The sequence below is a fragment of the Micromonospora sp. NPDC049101 genome (assembly GCF_040648675.1).
Lineage (GTDB): Bacteria > Actinomycetota > Actinomycetes > Mycobacteriales > Micromonosporaceae > Micromonospora.
Genome location: NZ_JBEZED010000001.1, coordinates 376371 through 393806, shown reverse-complemented (window position 1 = coordinate 393806; position 17436 = coordinate 376371). Strand labels below are relative to the sequence as shown.

General features: G+C 70.9%; 15 protein-coding genes and 1 pseudogene. 9 read left to right on the top strand and 7 right to left on the bottom strand.

The genetic code is table 11. The features are described 5' to 3' along the window. Positions 1-81: 81 nt before the first annotated feature. Entirely contained in the window at positions 82-1062 is a 981-nt protein-coding gene (locus AB0B57_RS01810) for an RICIN domain-containing protein (protein ID WP_357064060.1), read from the bottom strand. 368 nt (positions 1063-1430) lie between these two features. Between AB0B57_RS01810 and AB0B57_RS01805 the strand changes: the two genes are divergently transcribed. From AB0B57_RS01805 to AB0B57_RS01790, 4 genes are all read left to right on the top strand, one after another. Beyond that, positions 1431-2114, top strand: coding sequence for a CHAP domain-containing protein (locus AB0B57_RS01805; protein ID WP_357064056.1), 684 nt, complete (start codon positions 1431-1433; stop codon positions 2112-2114). Positions 2115-2274: 160 nt separating this feature from the next. Next, positions 2275-3855: an alkaline phosphatase D family protein gene (locus AB0B57_RS01800; RefSeq protein WP_357064054.1), complete on the top strand. Its 1581-nt coding sequence runs from the start codon at positions 2275-2277 to the stop codon at positions 3853-3855. Positions 3856-4068: 213 nt separating this feature from the next. After that, complete coding sequence (locus AB0B57_RS01795; RefSeq protein WP_357064052.1) at positions 4069-5280, top strand: MFS transporter; 1212 nt, start codon at positions 4069-4071, stop codon at positions 5278-5280. A 53-nt stretch (positions 5281-5333) separates the two neighbouring features. Beyond that, positions 5334-7124, top strand: a complete 1791-nt coding sequence (locus AB0B57_RS01790; RefSeq protein WP_357064049.1) for a gamma-glutamyltransferase family protein — start codon at positions 5334-5336, stop codon at positions 7122-7124. Here the strand turns inward: AB0B57_RS01790 and AB0B57_RS01785 are convergent. The 5 genes from AB0B57_RS01785 to AB0B57_RS01765 form a co-directional block, all read right to left on the bottom strand. Further along, a complete protein-coding gene (locus tag AB0B57_RS01785; RefSeq protein ID WP_357064046.1) occupies positions 7121-7747 on the bottom strand; it encodes a response regulator transcription factor in 627 nt (208 codons plus the stop codon). The genes AB0B57_RS01790 and AB0B57_RS01785 overlap by 4 nt on opposite strands. After that, a complete protein-coding gene (locus AB0B57_RS01780; RefSeq protein ID WP_357064043.1) occupies positions 7744-8982 on the bottom strand; it encodes a histidine kinase in 1239 nt (412 codons plus the stop codon). Before AB0B57_RS01780 ends, AB0B57_RS01785 begins: the two co-directional genes overlap by 4 nt. 5 nt (positions 8983-8987) lie before the next feature. Next, positions 8988-9440: an ABA4-like family protein gene (locus tag AB0B57_RS01775; RefSeq protein WP_357064039.1), complete on the bottom strand. Its 453-nt coding sequence runs from the start codon at positions 9438-9440 to the stop codon at positions 8988-8990. After that, positions 9437-10363, bottom strand: a complete 927-nt coding sequence (locus tag AB0B57_RS01770; RefSeq protein WP_357064036.1) for a hypothetical protein — start codon at positions 10361-10363, stop codon at positions 9437-9439. Before AB0B57_RS01770 ends, AB0B57_RS01775 begins: the two co-directional genes overlap by 4 nt. Positions 10364-10538: 175 nt before the next feature. Further along, positions 10539-10934, bottom strand: coding sequence for a hypothetical protein (locus tag AB0B57_RS01765; RefSeq protein ID WP_357064033.1), 396 nt, complete (start codon positions 10932-10934; stop codon positions 10539-10541). A gap of 208 nt (positions 10935-11142) precedes the next feature. Between AB0B57_RS01765 and AB0B57_RS01760 the strand changes: the two genes are divergently transcribed. After that, positions 11143-12318: a beta-propeller fold lactonase family protein gene (locus AB0B57_RS01760; protein ID WP_357064030.1), complete on the top strand. Its 1176-nt coding sequence runs from the start codon at positions 11143-11145 to the stop codon at positions 12316-12318. Between the two features lie 95 nt (positions 12319-12413). Here AB0B57_RS01760 and AB0B57_RS01755 read toward each other — a convergent pair whose 3' ends face one another. Beyond that, positions 12414-12758 carry a DUF1330 domain-containing protein gene (locus AB0B57_RS01755; RefSeq protein ID WP_357064027.1) on the bottom strand — a complete coding sequence of 115 codons (345 nt, stop codon included), beginning with the start codon at positions 12756-12758 and terminating at the stop codon, positions 12414-12416. Between the two features lie 121 nt (positions 12759-12879). Between AB0B57_RS01755 and AB0B57_RS01750 the strand changes: the two genes are divergently transcribed. The 4 genes and pseudogenes from AB0B57_RS01750 (at position 12880) to AB0B57_RS01735 (ending at position 17260) form a co-directional block, all read left to right on the top strand. Then, complete coding sequence (locus AB0B57_RS01750) at positions 12880-13698, top strand: helix-turn-helix transcriptional regulator (RefSeq protein ID WP_357064025.1); 819 nt, start codon at positions 12880-12882, stop codon at positions 13696-13698. Positions 13699-13856: 158 nt separating this feature from the next. Next, a pseudogene (locus AB0B57_RS01745) lies at positions 13857-14565 on the top strand (CDP-alcohol phosphatidyltransferase family protein); the annotation flags it as partial. A gap of 187 nt (positions 14566-14752) precedes the next feature. Continuing rightward, positions 14753-16408, top strand: coding sequence for a sulfatase (locus AB0B57_RS01740; protein WP_357064022.1), 1656 nt, complete (start codon positions 14753-14755; stop codon positions 16406-16408). A 36-nt stretch (positions 16409-16444) separates the two neighbouring features. Then, the gene (locus AB0B57_RS01735) at positions 16445-17260 is read left to right on the top strand and encodes an FkbM family methyltransferase (RefSeq protein ID WP_357064019.1); all 816 of its coding nucleotides are present in this window, start codon (positions 16445-16447) and stop codon (positions 17258-17260) included. Positions 17261-17436 lie beyond the last annotated feature (176 nt).

Genomic DNA, 17436 nt, shown 5'->3' with positions numbered 1-17436 from the left:
CGCGGGGTCGTTGTCGTCTCCGGGTCAGAACACGATGATCGGCCACCGCCAGCGAGCCCGGCGTATATCCCACCCGCCGGTTCAGGAAGCGGACGCCACGACGTCAACGCGGAACGTCTGATCGCCCTCGCCTGTGCACGGCTCCTGCACGAGTTCGGCACCACTGACCGTCTCGCCGCCACGAATGCCGAGACAGAGCTCGCTGTGCACGGGCCGGAGCCGGTAACCCTCCAGCGGAGCGGCGACCGACTCGACCCGGAACAATTGCGTTGGCCCACCGGCTGCGCAGTCATTCCAGGGTTCGAGCATGCCCGCCGCGGAGCCGCTGGCCAGCACGGTCAGGCAACCCACTCCGTGCTGCGGGTGGCTCCACTTGATCTGGAAGCGATCTCCGTCGACCGGCACGAGTAGCGTCCTGGGCGGCTCGGCGTCCTCGCACGATCGTTGCACCGCGACGGCCCCGTCGTAGCGTCCGGTGTGCTCCCGCCCCTCGGTCAGGCAGAGCGCCGGTGTCCGCGCGGGGTGGATGCGGACGACACTGCCACCGGCGGGCAGCGCCAGCCGGCTCTTGGGCGCCGGGCCAGCTTCCCGGGCACGCGGCGACTCTCCGGTGTCGCGGACCAACAGCCAACCGCCCACTGCGAGCAGCGCCGCCACGGTCACACCTGCGGCGGCCCTGACCAAAGTACGCCAGAGGACGGCGCGGGCCCGCTCGGGAGCATGCTGATCGGTGACCTGAGCCGATTGCCCGGGCGGTGCCTCATTCCCGTTCGCCGCGTCGGCTTCGTTGACCAACCGATTGAGGGTGGCCAACCAGGCGGCAACCTGGTTGTCGTCCCCCGTGCACGCACGAACAAAGGCCGCCAGCAATTCCGCGCGAGGCAGGCCCGGCCGACCCAACATGTCCGCTACGGTGCTGCGGGCCAGAACCTCGCCGTGGCTTGCCGCCCGGTGCTCGAGCTGCCGGAACGTGTACCCCGACTGATCTTTCATCAGCCGCAGGAGCTGCACGAACTCGGCCTTGTCACGAACTGCGTCCGGCCGAACACTTTCCGCATCCATGGGTCTCCATACTGCCCGAGGTGACCACCGAGATCAATCTGCGTTAGCGGCACCGTCCGGACGGGCAGGCCGGACAAGCTCCTGGCCTGCCCGGACAGTGCTCCGCCTGTCCGGGACTGGAGCGACCCATTGCCGGACGTGATCGTCCAGGTAAGCCTTGATCGCACAGACAACCTTCCGGAAAGGGCACTGATGAAAGCGACGCGGCGAAGACTTTGGACGGTCCTGACGGAGGAGGGGCGCGGCTCCCACGGGATCGGCGTCTGCCTCAAGGTCCGCACCAGCGATGCCCACACCCACCGCGCATGCGGCTACCGGTTCTGAACCGGCCACCATCACCCGTTGGACACTTCATACAGGAGACATCCGTGAGAAAAGCAATTCGTGCGGCACTGGTTGCCGCAGTCGCGGCGGCGTCCGCCACGTTCATTGGCACGGGCACGGCTTACGCCGCCGGTGACACCCAGCTCGGCATCGACGTGGGCAACATCGCCTGGGAGCAGTACACCTCCACCAGCTCAACGGTTTCGGTCCGCCGATCGGAGGCCGGCAACGCAAACTGCAACTACTACACCGGGTTCTGGACCGACGCGGACAACGACCGCAGGACCAGCCACGCTTCGGCCGCCTGCAGCCCCGCCAAGACCACCTCGGGCACCATGTACAGCGATGGTGTCAAGCAATCAATGCCGGTGAGCTGGCGTTCCCGGGCCTGGTGCGCGGACTTCGCGAAGTACGCCTTCTACTGGGGCACGGCCGAATACTCGGGGATCACGCCGCACTCATCAAGTTTCATCACCTATGGCAACAACAATGGCACCTGGCACTCCAGGGGTAGCGGCTATATCCCCCGCAAGGGCGACGCTGTGGTTATCAACTATGACGGCGGCGAGACGGATCACGTTGCCATCGTCACCTCGTACTACCCAGACACGGTGGACAAGGGCTACTTCTACGTTGTCGGTGGGAACCAATCCGATGGCGTCACCCACGTGAAGTGGTACCCGTCGAACACCAGCATTGTCGGCTACGCCTCGCCGAAGGCGAAGTAGGCAGCAGGTCAGCCGGGGGCGGGCCGTCCGGCTCGCCCCCGGCAGGCTCCCGGCGGATTGCCCCGGCCCTGTTCACGGGGTGTTCCGGCGGGCGTCATGTCGGACAGTTGGGATCAGGAAAGCACGGCAACACCGTCTGCCTTCCGGAAGGTATCCCTCCATGTCGCACTCACCCCGGACGCTGCCGCGTCGTCACTTCCTCGCCCTCGGAGGTGTCGCCGCCGGCGCGACGCTCCTCGCGGCCGAGCCCGCCTCGGCGAGCAGCGGCGCGTCGAGCGACCACGTCAGCCTGCCCGGCTACGCGTTCACCCTCGGTGTCGCGTCCGGCGACCCGTCGCCCGACGGCGTCGTGCTCTGGACCCGTCTGGCACCGGACCCGCTCGCCCTCGACGGGTTCGGCGGCATGCCCGACCGCGCCGTGCAGGTGCGGTGGGAGGTGGCCGAGGACGAGCGGTTCCGCCGGGTGGTGCGCCACGGCGTGGAGCGTGCCACCGGCGACTGGGCGCACTCGGTGCACGCCGAGGTGCACGGCCTGCGGCCGGACCGCGGGTACTGGTACCGGTTCCGCGTCGCGGGCCAGGTCAGCCCGGTCGGGCGCACGCGTACGGCCCCGCGGCCGGGGGCCGGCCTGCAGTCGATGACGTTCGCGTTCGCGAGCTGCCAGGCGTACACGGACGGTTTCTTCACCGCGTACGAGCACCTGGCCCGGGAGGACCTGGACCTGGTGGTCCACCTCGGTGACTACATCTACGAGGGAGCCGGCGCCGGCACGATCGGTCGCCCGCACGTCCCGGCGGCGGAGACGTTCGCGCTGACCGACTACCGGATCCGCTACTCGCAGTACAAACTCGACCCGGCACTCCAGGCGGCGCACCGGGCCGCACCCTGGGTGGTCGCCCCGGACGACCACGACGTGGAGAACAACTGGTCCGGTGACCACTCGCAGCCGGACACCGAGCCGGACCAGGACCCGGCGGTGTTCCGGCTGCGCCGGGCCGCCGCCTACCAGGCGTACTACGAGAATCTGCCGCTGCGCCGCTCGTCCATGCCCAAGGGTCCGGAGATGCAGGTCTACCGCCGCCTGACGTTCGGTGACCTGCTCCAGCTCGACGTGCTCGACACCCGGCGGTTCCGCGACCAGCAGCTCACCGACCAGTCGCTGCGCTGGGACCCGAACCGGCAGATCCTCGGCGCCAAGCAGGAGGCCTGGCTGTTGGCCGGCCTCGGCGCGTCGCGCGCACGCTGGAACGTCCTCGGCAACCAGGTCTTCGCGATGGAGGCCGACCACACCGACGGCCCGACGGAGACGTTCGGTATGGACACCTGGGACGGGTACGCGGCGGCCCGGCAGCGGCTCTTCGACGGTCTGGCGAAGCGCAACGTCGAGAACTTCCTCGTCGTCACCGGCGACGCGCACCGCAGCGTTGCCGCCGACCTCAAGCTGAACTTCGCCGACCCGGCCTCCCGCACGATCGGTACCGAGTTCCTCGGCACCTCGATCAGCTCGGGCGGCAACGGCACGGACACGGACGCGCTCGGGGTGACCTGGCTGGCCGAGAACCCGCACATGAAGTTCCACAACTCCCAGCGTGGATACCAGGTGGTGCACCTCGGCCGTCGCGAGATGCGCACCGACTACCGCGTCGTGCCGTACGTCGACGTGCCCGGCGCCCCGGTCGCGACGCGGGCCAGCGTCTACGTGCAGAGCGGCCGGCCCGGGGTGGCGCACGTGTCGGCGTAGCGGGACGACCGCCTGGCGGTTGGCCACCGGGCCGGGTCTCCGGTGCCGGCGACCAACCGCCGGGCGGGTGCCACCCGATGCGGGCGTTTCGGGCCGTTACCGCACCTGCGCCACGATCACGACCCATGCTGGACGCGGGGACCGGAGCCGCGGCGGGGAGAGTGCGGGACTCGGCGGCCCGCACGCAGGGGTCCGAGCCCGGGGGGACTGATCATGTCCGAGGCCAGCCGCGCCGACGGCGCAGTGGCGCGGTCCGCGTCCGGCGCGGTGCGTGTCGCGTTCGCCTTCTGGATCACGCTCGTGGGCACCACCGTGCCGACTCCGCTCTATCCGCTCTACGAGCTGGAGTTCGGCTTCTCGTCGTTGACCGTGACAGTGGTCTACGCGCTGTACGCGCTGGGCGTGGTCGTCGGGTTGCTGGTTTTCGGTCGGCTCTCCGACCAGATCGGCCGCCGCCCGGTCATCCTCGTCGCGCTGCTGCTCTCTGTCGCCGCGGACGCCGTCTTCCTGGCTGCCGTGGACCTGGCGATGATCATCGTGGGTCGGATCCTCGCCGGCTTCTCCGCCGCGCTGATCATCGGTGCGGCGACCGCGGCGTTGGCAGAGTTGATCAGCCCACGGCATCCGAAGCGGGCCGCCACCGTGTCGATCTTCGCGAACCTGGGCGGCCTCGCCACCGGCACCCTGCTGTCCGGGATCGTGTCGGACGTGGCACCCGACCCGCTCCGGCTGCCCTGGCTGATCGTGCTGGTCCTGGCGGTGGCCGCGATCATCGCCCTGCGCGGCGTACCGGAGACGGTGCGGGAGCGCTCGCCGGTGACGCTGCGGGTGCAACGGTTGCGCATCCCGGCGAACATCCGTGGCGCCTTCGTCCGCTCGGCGATCACCGCTGGGGCCGGCTTCGCCGCGCTCGGCGTACTCACGTCGGTGACCGGGCTGTTCCTCGGCATGGTCCTGCACGAGACCTCGCACACCCTGGCCGCGCTCGTGGTCTTCGTGGCGTTCGCCGGTGCCGCGTTCGGTCAGCTGTTGACCCGTGTGCTGTCCTCGCGCGCCGCGCTGGCCAGCGCCTGCGTCGGTCTGATCGTGGGGTCTGGTCTGCTCGCGGTCAGCATGTGGATGGCCCTGCTGGCGACGCTGCTCGTCAGCTCGGCGATCATCGGGGTGGCGTCCGGGGTGGCGGTCGGCGACGGCATCGCGACGATCACGACGAAGACCGAACCGCAGCATCGGGCCGAGGCGGTGTCCACCTTCTTCGCCATCCTGTTCGCCATGCTCGGCGTGCCCGCCGTCGGGGTCGGTCTGCTGATCCAGGGCATCGGTCTGCGTCCCGCCGGCGAGATCTTCGGCGCGGTGGTGGCGGTGCTCGCCCTGGTCGTCCTGCTCAGTCTCGTCCGAGGCGGCCGGGCCCGGCCCGCGCACTGAGCACCGGCCGGCAGGTCTTGCGTTCGCACCGCGGCTGCGAGTGAGGTGTCCTCATGACGTTCACCACCCGACCCACGTTGCGGGGCACCTTCGGCATGGTCTCCTCCACGCACTGGCTCGCCAGCCAGTCGGCCATGGGCATCCTGGAACGCGGAGGCAACGCCTTCGACGCGGCGGTCACCGCCGGGTTCGTCCTGCACGTCGTCGAGCCGCACCTCAACGGGCCGGGCGGCGAGGTGCCGGCCATCGTGGCCACCGCGGCGGACCCCAGGCCGACGGTGCTGTGCGGGCAGGGGCCCGCACCGGCCGGCGCCACCATCGCGCACTTCCGGTCCCTCGGGATGGATCTCATCCCGGGTGCCGGGCCGCTCGCGGCCGCCGTACCCGGTGCCGTGGACGCCTGGCTCCTGCTGCTGCGCGAGCACGGCACACGCACCCTCGCCGAGGTGCTGGAGCCGGCCATCGGCTACGCCGGCGCCGGCCATCCCGTGGTGGGTCAGGTCGGTGCCACCGTGGCGGCCGTCCGGTCGCTGTTCGAGGACCACTGGCCGACCTCCGCCGCCCTCTGGCTGCGCGGCGGCCGGCCACCGGCGCCGGGGGAGCTGGTCACCAACCCGGCGTACGCGGACACCCTGCGCCGGCTGGTCGAGGCGGGCCGGGCGGCCGGCGCCGACCGGGAGGCGCAGATCGAGGCCGCGCGCCGCGCCTGGAGTACGGGGTTCGTGGCCGAGGCGATCGACACGTTCAGCCGGCAGCCGTTCCAGGACTCCAGCGGACGGCCACATGCCGGGCTGGTCACCGGCGACGACCTGGCGGCGTACTCGGCGACCTGGGAGGCGCCCGCCACCCTCGACTGGCACGGCTACTCGGTGGCGAAGACCGGCTTCTGGGGCCAGGGCCCGGTGCTGCTGGAGTCGTTGGCGACCCTGGACGCGCTCGACGATCCCGGCGCCTACGACCCGGACACCGCGGCCGGAGTGCACGCCCAGGTCGAGGCGCTCAAGCTCGCCTTCGCCGACCGGGAGGCCTGGTACGGCGACGGCCACGACGTGCCGGGCGAAGCGCTGCTCTCCCGGGAGTACGCGCGCCAGCGGGCGGCCCTGATCGGCGATCGCGCGTCGGCGCAGGTGCGGCCGGGGCGCCCCGACGGGCTGCGGCCCCGCCTGCCGGCCCAGGCCCGACCCGACGCCGCGCGACGTACGCACGCGACGGACCCGACGACGGGGGAGCCGACCGTACGCGCGGACGGGGTGACCCGTGGCGACACCTGCCACGTGGACGTGGTCGACCGCTGGGGCAACATGATCTCCGCGACGCCCAGCGGTGGCTGGTTGCAGAGTTCGCCGACCATTGCCGACCTCGGCTTCCCGCTGGGCAGCAGGTTGCAGATGTGCTGGCTTCAGGAGGGGCTCGCCTCGTCGTTGGCGCCGGGCCGTCGGCCGCGTACGACGCTGAGCCCGACGATGGTGCACCGCGACGGGGAGCCGGTGCTGGCCTGCGGGACACCCGGCGGCGACCAGCAGGACCAGTGGCAGCTGCCGTTCCTGCTGCGGCATCTCGTCGCCGGTCAGCCACTGCAGGAGGCGATCGACGCGCCGGCCTGGCACACGCTCAGCCTGCCGGGGTCGTTCTATCCACGCGAGATGGAGCCCGGCGTCCTGGTGGTGGAGGACCGGCTCGACGAGGGCGTGCGGGCGGCCCTGCGGGCGTACGGGCACGAGGTGCGGGTCACCGACGGATGGAGCCTGGGCCGGCTGTGCGCGGTGACCCGTGATCCGTCGACGGGCGTGCTGGCCGCCGGTGCCAACCCCCGGGGCATGCAGGGCTACGCGTGCGGCCGTTAGACGCCGCGCGCGAACAGGGCGAGGCGTACCCGGTTGGGGCTGTCGGTCTTGGTCATCAGGCTGGTGATGTGGGTCTTCACCGTGGTGACACCGATGTGCAGCCGGTCGCCGATCTCGGTGTTGGACAGGCCCTCGGCGACCAGGTCCAGGACGTCGCGTTCGCGGGCGGTCAGACCCTGCACCAGCCGTGGTGTCTCGGGTCGGGCGTGCACCGCGCGCTGGACGAGACGCCGCAGCACCTCCGGGCTGAACGGGCTGTCACCGACGGCGGCCCGGCGGATGCCGTCGAGCAGCTCGGTCGGCGGCGCGTCCTTGAGGAGGAACCCGCAGGCGCCGGCGGTCAGGGCGGGGTAGAGGTGGTCGTCGTCGCCGAACGTGGTCAGCACCAGGATGCGGGTGGTGGGGCGGTCGGCGAGGATCCGGCTGGTCGCGGTGATCCCGTCGACTCCGGGCATGCGCAGGTCCATGACGACGACGTCGGGCAGGAGCCGCCCGGCCAGCGGGATCGCCTCGCGGCCGTTGTCGGCCTCGCCGACGACCTCGATGTCAGGTTGGGCGTCGCAGAGCATGCGCAGCCCGGCTCGGATGAGGTGCTGGTCGTCGACCAGCAGCACCCGGATCACGCCGGCTCCGGCGCGGGCGAACCGGCGGGGGCCGTGCGGTCGCGGGGCACCGGGCGGGCGGGCGGCTCGGCGGGGGCCGGGAGCACGGTGCGCACCCGCCACCCCGTCGGTGTCGGGCCGGCCTCCAGTCGACCGCCGAGAACCTCGACGCGCTCGCGCATCCCGGTGATGCCGTGCCCGCCACCGGTCGGCGCGCCCACCGGCACCCCACCGTGTCCGTTGTCGGCGACCTCCCAGTGCACGGCATCGTCGCGGACGGCGACCACGAGGTGGGCGAACGCGGACGTCCCCGCGTGTTTGGCCACGTTGGTCAGCGCCTCCTGGGTCAGTCGCAGCACCGCCATGCCGCGGACCGCGTCGAGCGAACCGATCGCCGGATCGAGGTCGGCCTCCACTGTGACACCGGCCTGGCGGGCCCGGTCGACGGACGCGCCGATCGCCGCCGGCAGCGCCGAGGGTTCGATCGCGGTCAGCGCCGCGTCACCGCGTACCCCGTCGGGGTCGCGCAGCACCGCGACCAGCCGGCGCAGCTCCGCCAGCGCCGCGGTGCCGGTGCCGTGCACGTCGTCGAACACCTCGCCCACCCGGGGGTCCAGGTCGGTGAGCACGTGCCGGGCCACGCCGACCCGCAGGACCATCGACGCCACGTGGTGCGCGACGACGTCGTGCAGCTCGCGGGCGATGGCGGCGCGTTCGTCGGCGCGCGCCGCGCGGTGCTCCGACTGGTGCTGGCGCTGCTCGGCCACGGCCCGCTCGACGGCCTGCCGACTCAACTCCCGGTTGGTGCGGATGACCAGGCCGAGCAGCACCGGCACGCCGACCTCCAGGGCCAGCCCGACGACCCCGGAGGCGACCTGGTTGGCCGGGGCGCCGATCGAGTCGATCAGGTCGACCACGACCAGCAACGCGGCGGACAGCCAGATGACCCGGGGGCGGTGTGCCCGCATGGTGACCTCGAGCAGCGCCCAACTGGCACCGACCTGGTTGATCGTGAAGTCGTCGACCAGGCCGATCGCGACCACCAGCAGGGCGGCCTGGGTCAGCAGGCTGACCACCGGCCAACGGTGTGTCGCGAGCGCCACCACGAACGCGAGCACCGCGAGGGTCCACTGTGTCCCGTTCGGTGTCCTGGTGGAGTGGGGGACGAAGATCAGGTAGCAGATCCCGCTGAGGTCGAGCAGCACCATCCGCACGAGCGTGTCCCGCATGTCGAACAGTCGCCCCGGCCATCCCACGGTGGTCAGCCTAGGTGCTGCGCGCCGGTGGCGGCAGCCGACGGTCGCCGCCACCGGGGCCGGACCGCGAGGTACGCGGCCAGGCCCAGCGGTCCGAGCAGGATGGTCAGCAGCAGCACCGGGGCCATCACCAGCGCCGGCACCCCCCGTTCCCTGCTGTCCAACCAGGCCCAGCGCCCGACGAACAGATCGAACGCGATCATGTGCGCCCAGCCCGCCGCCGCTCCGGTGGAGGTGCCGAGCAGGTCACGCACCCCGTCCACGGTCGGTGACCGCACGGCCGTCAGCACGTCGCCGAACGCCGGGATCACCAGCAGGGCGTAGATCACCACGACCGGCAGCACGATCAGCGGCGAGGAGATGATCCGGGCGGTCCACGACCAGCGCGGCAGCAGGATCATCAGCGCCCAGAACGGCGCGGCCACCGTGAACGTCAGGGAGAAGAGCGTCTCGGTCACGCGGCCAACGCCAGTTCCGGGCGGCGTCGGCGGGCCAGCACCAGCCCGCTGGCGGCCGCCGTCGCGACCACCAGGGCCGCGACCGCGGCCAGCGTGCCGGCGTCCGGGCGCAGCAGCGGCTGCCCGCGCAGCGCCTGCCAGGTCAACAACACGATGAGTACGCCGTACGCGCTGCCCGCGACGACCAGCAGGCGGACGCGGGTACGCGCGTCCAGCCGGGTGGCGAACCGGGTCAGCAGGATCGCCAGGATCGGCAGCGCCTGGAGGGCGTGCAACCCCACGAAGTGCCCGATCCGCAGGTCACCACCCGTGGTGCTCCAGCCGACGATCGGCAAACCCGGCCCGCCGTCGGGCACACCGACGCTGTGCGCCCCGCTGATCCCCTCGATCCCCGGGTCCTGCGTCGGCAGCACCATCGGCACCGCCGCGAGCATGCCCAGCAGGGACAGGCCGAGGCCCCACCCGACGGCGGTCGCGGCGACCCGGTCGGGAATCCGCTGGATCAGGACCACGATCCCGATGACGAGGTGCGCGAAGAACAGGAACATGATCGCCAGGCCCGTCGACGCGGTCAACACGATGTTCAGGGGGGTGGAGATGTTGTAGTGGCTGGTCTCCCCGCGGAGCATCTGACCGACGATCCACGCGTTCTCGACGACCGCCACCGCGACGATGATAACGACCGCCCTCTCGACGGCCCGGCTGCGGCGGGGCAGCAGGGAGAGCATCCAGGCGAGCGTCGCGCCGTACAGCACGAAGGACACCCCGAACTTGAACGGCTTGAGCCAGATCGGCGCCCCGGTGAGGACGCGCGAGTCGGCGAAGACGCCAACCGCGGCGATGACGGTGAGCACCGCCATCACGGAGACCAGGACCATCAGTGGGCGGTTCCAGTGCGTCGCCCGACGCAGCACGGTAGTCATGCCTGTAGATGCTCGTGGCCGGTCGGTTCGAAAGCGTCCGACCGCGAGCCCCGGTTGCGGCCGGCGGTCGGAGCGGGCCTCCTCCCTGGGTAGGAGGCGAAAGCCGGCCTCGGACCTCCCCGCGCCGCGCCCCAGATCCGCGAAACGGCAGCGATGCCGTCGCCATCCGAGACCGTCAGGGCCGCAGCTTGCCGTGATCGTCGAGAACAACTCTTGCCAGCCGCTCGGGGAACATGCGGCGCACACTGGCGGAGTATTCGCTTCCGTCGCCGGGCTGCGTTACGCGATCGCCGTCCACTCGCACCGGCACGGAGACGCTCCAGCCGCCCTCGGCCCCCGGGGCTGCATCGCAGTGTGCCCACGCAAACGAGGAAGAGCCGTCGCGCCCGAGCAGTCGGACCTTGCAGGTGCCTGGTCCGCCCAGCAACTCGCTGGGCAGGAGCGTCACGAGCCGTTCCTCCTCAGCCTGAACGTCAGCCGAGTTTCGGTCCGGCAGCGGGTACGCCGCCTCGGAGCAGCCGGCGAGTAGCGCGATCGCCAGCCCGAGCCGGACGGCGTGTCGGCGAATCACCGGTGCAGCATCCCATCCGGTGGCCCTTGCGCGCCATCACCGTCCGCTTTGCGATATGCCATCCGGGCGCGTACGTCTGCTCATTCGACACAACGGTACAAAATTACCGCTTTAGGGTAAGAGTACCCATCACGACTACATCCTCCGATAGCTTTCGAAGCAGAGGAAAACTCGTATTCCTCCCTTCGTGGGCGTAAAGGAGTCAGTGATGAAGCGCAGCGTTGCGCTCGCGGCAGCCCTCCTGGCGGGTCTGACCAGCGTCGGTTCGGTCCCCGGAACGGCTCTCGCCGACGGTGGCGGCCCCGGTTACCACGACGACCGCAAGGGGGGTGACAACCACCACGGCGACGACGAGGGCGCGGTCTTCGTCCAGACCAACAAGGCCGAGGGCAACACCATCAAGGTGTACGACCGCGACGAGGACGGCCGTCTCACCAAGGCGGGTGAGTACGAGACGGGCGGGCTGGGCGGCTTCACCATCGGCGCGCCGCTCGACGCGCTCGCCTCGCAGGGCTCCCTGATCTACCACAAGGGGTTGCTCTTCGCCGTCAACGCCGGCAGCAACACCGTGACCGTCTTCGGTGTCGAGGGCACCAAGCTGCACAAGCTCCAGGTCATCTGGTCCGGGGGCCTGCTGCCGGTCAGCATCGCGGCCCGTGGCGATCTCGTCTACGTCCTCAACGCCGGTGGCGAAGGCTCGGTACAGGGCTTCGAGGTGCGCAAGGGCCACCTGTCGCGGATCGAGGACGCCAACCGGTCGCTCGGGCTGCACAACGGCAACCCGCCCGCGTTCGGCACCGCCCCGGCGCAGGTCAAGATCGACCCGGACAGCGAGTTCGTCCTGGTGTCGACAAAGGGCGCCAACGTGATGTTCAGCTACGAGATCGGTCGCCACGGCGAGCTGGCCTCGAACCCCGTCATCAGCGACGCGGGGAACACCCCGTTCGGCTTCACCTTCGACAGCGAGGACTCGCTGCTGGTCACCGAGTCGGGCGCCAACGCGGTCAGCCGGTTCGAGCTGGAGGACGACGGCACGCTCGACCAGGTCGGCGAGTCGGTGCCCAACGGTCAGCTGGCGCCGTGCTGGATCCAACGCGTCGGCGACTACTTCTTCGTCGCCAACGCCGGCAGCTCCACCATCAGCTCCTACCTGGTCAACGACGACGGCAAGCTCGAGATCGTCAAGAACGTCGCCGCCGACACCAACGGCGGGTCGATCGACATGACCACCGAAGACGGCTTCCTGTACGTGCAGAACGCCACCGCCGGCAACGTGCAGGGCTACGAGGTGAACAAGGACGGCTCGCTGAGGCTCGTCACCACCGTGGAGGGCCTGCCGAAGTTCGAGAACGGTATCGGCATGGAGGGCATCGCCGCCTCCTGACAGGCGTCACCCGCTGGTCCCGGTCGCTCGCCGACCGGGACCAGTTCCCTGCCCGCCCCCGAGGGCCGCGCCCTGCCGATGCCCTGATCCCGACGCTAGGAACCGTCGGCCCGTCGGAGCGCGGCAGCCAACTCCGCTGAGCTGTGGTCGGCGTCGACTCCCTCGACGATGATCAACTCGCCCGCGAGGTGCCTCGTCCGCAGGGGCTTGATCTCCTGGTACGCGGGCGAGTGGTACCAGGATCGGGCACTGGCCGAATCGGGAAACTCGACGATGACCAGGTCGCCCGACCAACTACCTTCCAGCGCCTCGACCGGCCCACCGTGGACGATGAACCGGCCACCGAAGGGCACCAGAGTGGCATCGATGAGCTCCAGGTATTCCAGCACCTCGGCATGGACCGGTGCCCGGCGCAGATGAGCGAGCGCGTACGCGGTCATGGTTCTCCTTCGTTGCGGACGGGTCGTGGCCTTGCCGGAAATGATCGCGAGTGCCGGCGCTCGCTGTCGATTACGTCGCAGGTAATAGGGCGTACCCCGTTGTGGTCACTAGGGTCAGGGAGTGACGACCAGGACCAGGCCGGGCCGGGCGGTGGGGGAACTGCTGCGCGACTGGCGTCGAGCCCGTGGGTTGAGTCAGCTCGACCTGTCGATCGGGGCCGGGATGTCGGCCCGGCATCTGAGCTTCGTGGAAACCGGACGGTCCCGGCCGAGCCCGGACCTGATCCTGCGGCTGGCGGAGCAGCTCGACATGCCACTGGCGGAGCGCAACACGGTGCTGCTCGCCGGCGGATACGCCCCCGCCTATCCCAGTCAGGAGCTGAGCGACCCGGAACTCGCCCCGCTACGGACCGCCGTACGGCAGATGCTCGACGGGCACAGCCCGTACCCCGCGGTACTCGTCGACCAGCACTGGCAGCTCGTCGAGGCCAACCCCGCCGTCGCCCTGTTCACCGCCGGCGCGGAACCTCACCTGCTGACCCCACCGATCAACGTGCTGCGGCTCAGCCTGCACCCCGACGGCATGGCGTCGCGAATCATCAACCTGCCCGACTGGCGGGCCCACCTGCTCGCACGCCTGCGTCAGCAGGCCGCGACGACCACCGACCCGGTCCTGTCCGACCTGCTCGAAGAACTTCGCGGCTATCCCAGTGGCGACGACGTCGTGGCGCCCACCAGCGACGACCGGTCGCGTGTCGTCATCCCACTGCGGTACCGCCACGGCGAGCGAGAGCTGTCCTTCATCAGCACCACCACCCTCTTCGGCACCCCGCTGGACGTCACAGTCGCCGGGCTGGCCGTCGAGGCATTCTTCCCCGCCGATCCGGTGACCGCCGCCGCGCTGCACGCCCTCGGCACGCCCGGAGCCGGCACGCGATGACCTCGGCGCCCATCGGGGCGCCCTGTCGGCACACCTCGGCCGAGGCAACTCCTCCCGCGTCCACCGTGCCAGCCGTGCCGCCAGCGTTTCAGAATGAACCTATCGGTCATATTTTCCGTGTTCCCGGTGAGGGCACCCACCAGAGTCGCGGAGGCACGATGTCAACGGTTCGAACCGGTCCGGTCCTCGGACTGCTCGTGCAGATCGCGGTGCTGGCGGTGCTCGCCGGGACCGTCGGTCTCGGCACCGCGGGGTGGCTGGCCGGCCTGGCGTACGGCGTTGGCCTGTGCGTCCTGCTCGGCCGGGGGCTGTCCCGGTCGGGTGCGCGGGGCCTGAGCCCGGCCGACCGGGTGACCCTGAGCCGGGCGATCCTCGTCGGCGGCGTGACGGCCCTGGCCGCGGACGCACTCACCCGGCCGGCGCCGATCGCGGTCATGGTCGCCCTGACCGCCGTGGCGTTGGCCCTCGACGCGGTGGACGGGTACACGGCCCGACGCACCGGGACCACCAGTGAGCTGGGCGCGCGCTTCGACATGGAGATCGACTCCTTCCTGGTGTTGGTGCTCTGCCTGCACGTCGCCCCGGCGGTGGGTGGCTGGGTGCTCGCGATCGGCGCGATGCGCTACGTCTTCGTCGCCGCGAGCTGGGTGCTGGGCTGGATGCGCGGTTCCCTGCCGCCGCGCTACTGGCGCAAGGTCGTCGCGGCGATCCAGGGCGTGGTGCTGATGGTGGCCATGGGAGACGCGCTACCCGGGCCGCTGACGACCCTTGTGCTGGTGGCGTCACTGGCGCTGCTGATCGAGTCGTTCGGCCGCGATGTCACGTGGCTGTGGCAGACCCGGCACCGCCGCCACACCCCGCTCCACGGCACCCCGGCCGTACCGGCCACGATGGTCCACCTGACCAGCCACCGCCCGACGGGCGCCGTGGCCCGCGGCGGGGTCGCCCGTGTCTGAGCCGCCGGTCCGCCGCACGCCGCAGTGACCATGGAAGGATGCCCGGGTTGTCGCTCTTGACGCGAGTACGTGAGCTGCCGAGCCAGAGGCGAGAGGCGATGAGGGACGGACCACCGGGTGGTACCGCCGACGACGGCACCGCAGGCGCGGGCCGCGCGAGGCGCGCCATCGTCGCCCGGCTGACGGCCGTGCTGGCCGCACTACTCGTGTTGTTCGTCCTCACCATGCCGTACGATTTCGGCCGCCTCACCCCGGCGGCGTTCGTGCGGATCCCCCTGGAGGCGCTGCTGGTCGTGGCCCTCCTGCTCGCCCTGCCGTCGCGGTGGAGCCGGCTGGTGGCCACCCTCGCCGGCGTGGCCCTCGGCCTGCTCGGCCTGCTGAAGCTGCTCGACCTGGGGTTCTCCGCCTCGCTCAGCCGGGCGTTCGACCCGGTGCTCGACTGGGCGTTGCTCGACGAGGGGTTCGCCTTCCTCAGCGAGTCCTACGGTCGGCCCGCCGCCATCGGCGCCGCGAGTGCCCTGGCGGTGGTGGTCGTGGGCCTGCCCATCCTGGTCACGTTGTCGGTGCGACGACTGCGGCGGCTGGCGATCCGGCACCGCACCGCGACGAAGCGGCTCGTGGCCGCGCTGGTGGTCCTCTGGGTGGCCTGCGCCGCGTTCAACGTGCGGGTGTCGGGTCTTCCGGTCGCCGACACGTCCGCGACCACCCTGGCCAACGGCCACGGCTTCCAGGTGCGTCTGCGCCTCGACGACCGGGAGACGTTCGGCGCCCTGATCGAGGACGACCGGTTCGGCGACACACCGGGTGACCAGTTGTTGACCGCGCTGCGCGGCAAGAACGTGGTCGTCGCCTTCGTGGAGAGCTACGGCCGGGACGCCGTCGAGGACCCGGAGTTCGCGCCGCAGGTCGGTGCGGTCCTCGACGGCGGCACCAGCCGGCTGGCCGCGGCGGGGTTCGCCGCGCAGAGCGGCTTCCTCACCTCGCCGACGTTCGGTGGTGGCAGTTGGCTCGCGCACGACACCCTGCTCTCCGGCCTCTGGATCGACAACGACCAGCGGCACCGCACCCTGCTGGCGAGTGACCGGATGACCCTCAACGGCGCCTTCCGGCGGGCGAACTGGCAGACCGTGGGTGTCATGCCCGCCGTCACCCGGGCGTGGCCAGAGGGCTCCTTCTTCGGCTACGACCGGTTCTACAACGCCAAGACGCTCGCGTACCGTGGCCCGAAGTTCAGCTTCGGCACCCCGCCCGACCAGTACACCCTGGCCAGCTGGCGGCGGCTGGAGCAGGCCAGGCACGACGGCACCCCGGTGATGACGGAGTTGGCGCTGGTGTCGAGTCACGCGCCCTGGACGCCCGTCCCGCCGTTCGTCGACTGGGCCACGGTGGGCGACGGATCGGTCTTCCGTGCCGCCGGTGGGGCGTCGGACGAGCGGCGACGAAGCACCACCCAGATCCGGGCGGACTACCGGCACTCCATCGAGTACACGATGGGCTCGCTCATCTCCTACGTGCAGACCTACGGCGACGACGATCTCGTGTTCATCGTGCTCGGTGACCACCAGCCCGCCGCGGTCGTCACCGGCGAGAACGCCAGCCGCGACGTCCCGATCTCGATCATCACGCGGGACCGGGCCGTCTTGGACCGGATCTCCGGGTGGGGCTGGCAGGACGGGCTGAAGCCCGGGCCGCAGGCACCGGTCTGGCGGATGGACGCCTTCCGCGACCGCTTCCTGACCGCCTTCGGACCGTAACACCGGCCACCTCTCTCACGGACTGGACCCACACAGATGACGGCTACCACCGACACCAGGATCGCCGCGCTCCGGACCGATCCGGTGATGTCCCCACTGCACCGGTCGCTGGACGTCTACTACGGCGACGCCGACCGCGACGCGCGGATGGACGCCTTCTACGCCCGGTTCGTCACGAGTGGGGATCTCGTCTTCGACATCGGCTCCCATGTGGGCGACCACATTGGCAGTTTCCGTCGCCTCGGAGCCCGGGTCGTCGCCGTGGAGCCGCAGCCGCTGTGTCTGCGCGCCCTGCGGGCGATCTACGCCGACGACGACCAGGTCACTCTCGTCGAAGCGGCGTGTGGCGCGCGCACCGGGCGCACCCGGTTGCACGTCAACTCCACGAACCCCACCGTGTCGACCGCCTCGCCCGACTTCGTGCGGGCGGCGAAGGGTGCCGGCGGGTGGGAGGGCGAGGTGTGGGATGCCGACATCGAGGTGCCGGTGGTCACCGTCGACGCGCTGATCGACGAGTACGGCGTGCCGACCTTCGCCAAGATCGACGTGGAGGGCTTCGAGGACGAGGTGCTGGCCGGCCTGAGCCGGTCGCTGCCGGCGCTCTCCTTCGAGTTCACCACCATCGCGCGCCCGGTTGCCGGTCGGTGTCTCGATCGGCTGACCACGCTCGGTTTCGACGGCTTCGACGTCGCGCTGGGCGACGACAAGTCGATGACTTTCGAGCGGTGGCTGCCCGCCAGTGACATGGCGGCACACCTGCGCGACCTGCCGCACCGGGCGAATTCCGGCGACGTGTACTGCGTGACCGGTCGGCACCAGCCGGGAGCCGTGGCGAGCACCGCCGCCGTCTGAGCATCCAACCCGGCGGGATCCGACGGGGGGACTACCGCGCCAGCGGCGAGTTGCCCGGTCAGCGACGGCAGCAGGTGCTGGGCTGACCCCCTCGTACCGCATCCTTATCCTTTGCTCTGCACCCGCCGGTGCACCACGCACGGTCCGTAACTGGTGCGTCGGCGGGTGCAGAGCAA

Excerpts from the sequence above, each read along its gene's own strand:
- AB0B57_RS01810 (WP_357064060.1), bottom strand. The coding sequence starts at position 1,062 with ATGGATGCGGAAAGTGTTCGGCCGGACGCAGTTCGTGACAAGGCCGAG.
- AB0B57_RS01800 (WP_357064054.1), top strand. The coding sequence starts at position 2,275 with ATGTCGCACTCACCCCGGACGCTGCCGCGTCGTCACTTCCTCGCCCTC.
- AB0B57_RS01795 (WP_357064052.1), top strand. The coding sequence starts at position 4,069 with ATGTCCGAGGCCAGCCGCGCCGACGGCGCAGTGGCGCGGTCCGCGTCC.
- AB0B57_RS01790 (WP_357064049.1), top strand. The coding sequence starts at position 5,334 with ATGACGTTCACCACCCGACCCACGTTGCGGGGCACCTTCGGCATGGTC.
- AB0B57_RS01770 (WP_357064036.1), bottom strand. The coding sequence starts at position 10,363 with ATGACTACCGTGCTGCGTCGGGCGACGCACTGGAACCGCCCACTGATG.
- AB0B57_RS01760 (WP_357064030.1), top strand. The coding sequence starts at position 11,143 with ATGAAGCGCAGCGTTGCGCTCGCGGCAGCCCTCCTGGCGGGTCTGACC.
- AB0B57_RS01755 (WP_357064027.1), bottom strand. The coding sequence starts at position 12,758 with ATGACCGCGTACGCGCTCGCTCATCTGCGCCGGGCACCGGTCCATGCC.
- AB0B57_RS01740 (WP_357064022.1), top strand. The coding sequence starts at position 14,753 with ATGAGGGACGGACCACCGGGTGGTACCGCCGACGACGGCACCGCAGGC.
- AB0B57_RS01735 (WP_357064019.1), top strand. The coding sequence starts at position 16,445 with ATGACGGCTACCACCGACACCAGGATCGCCGCGCTCCGGACCGATCCG.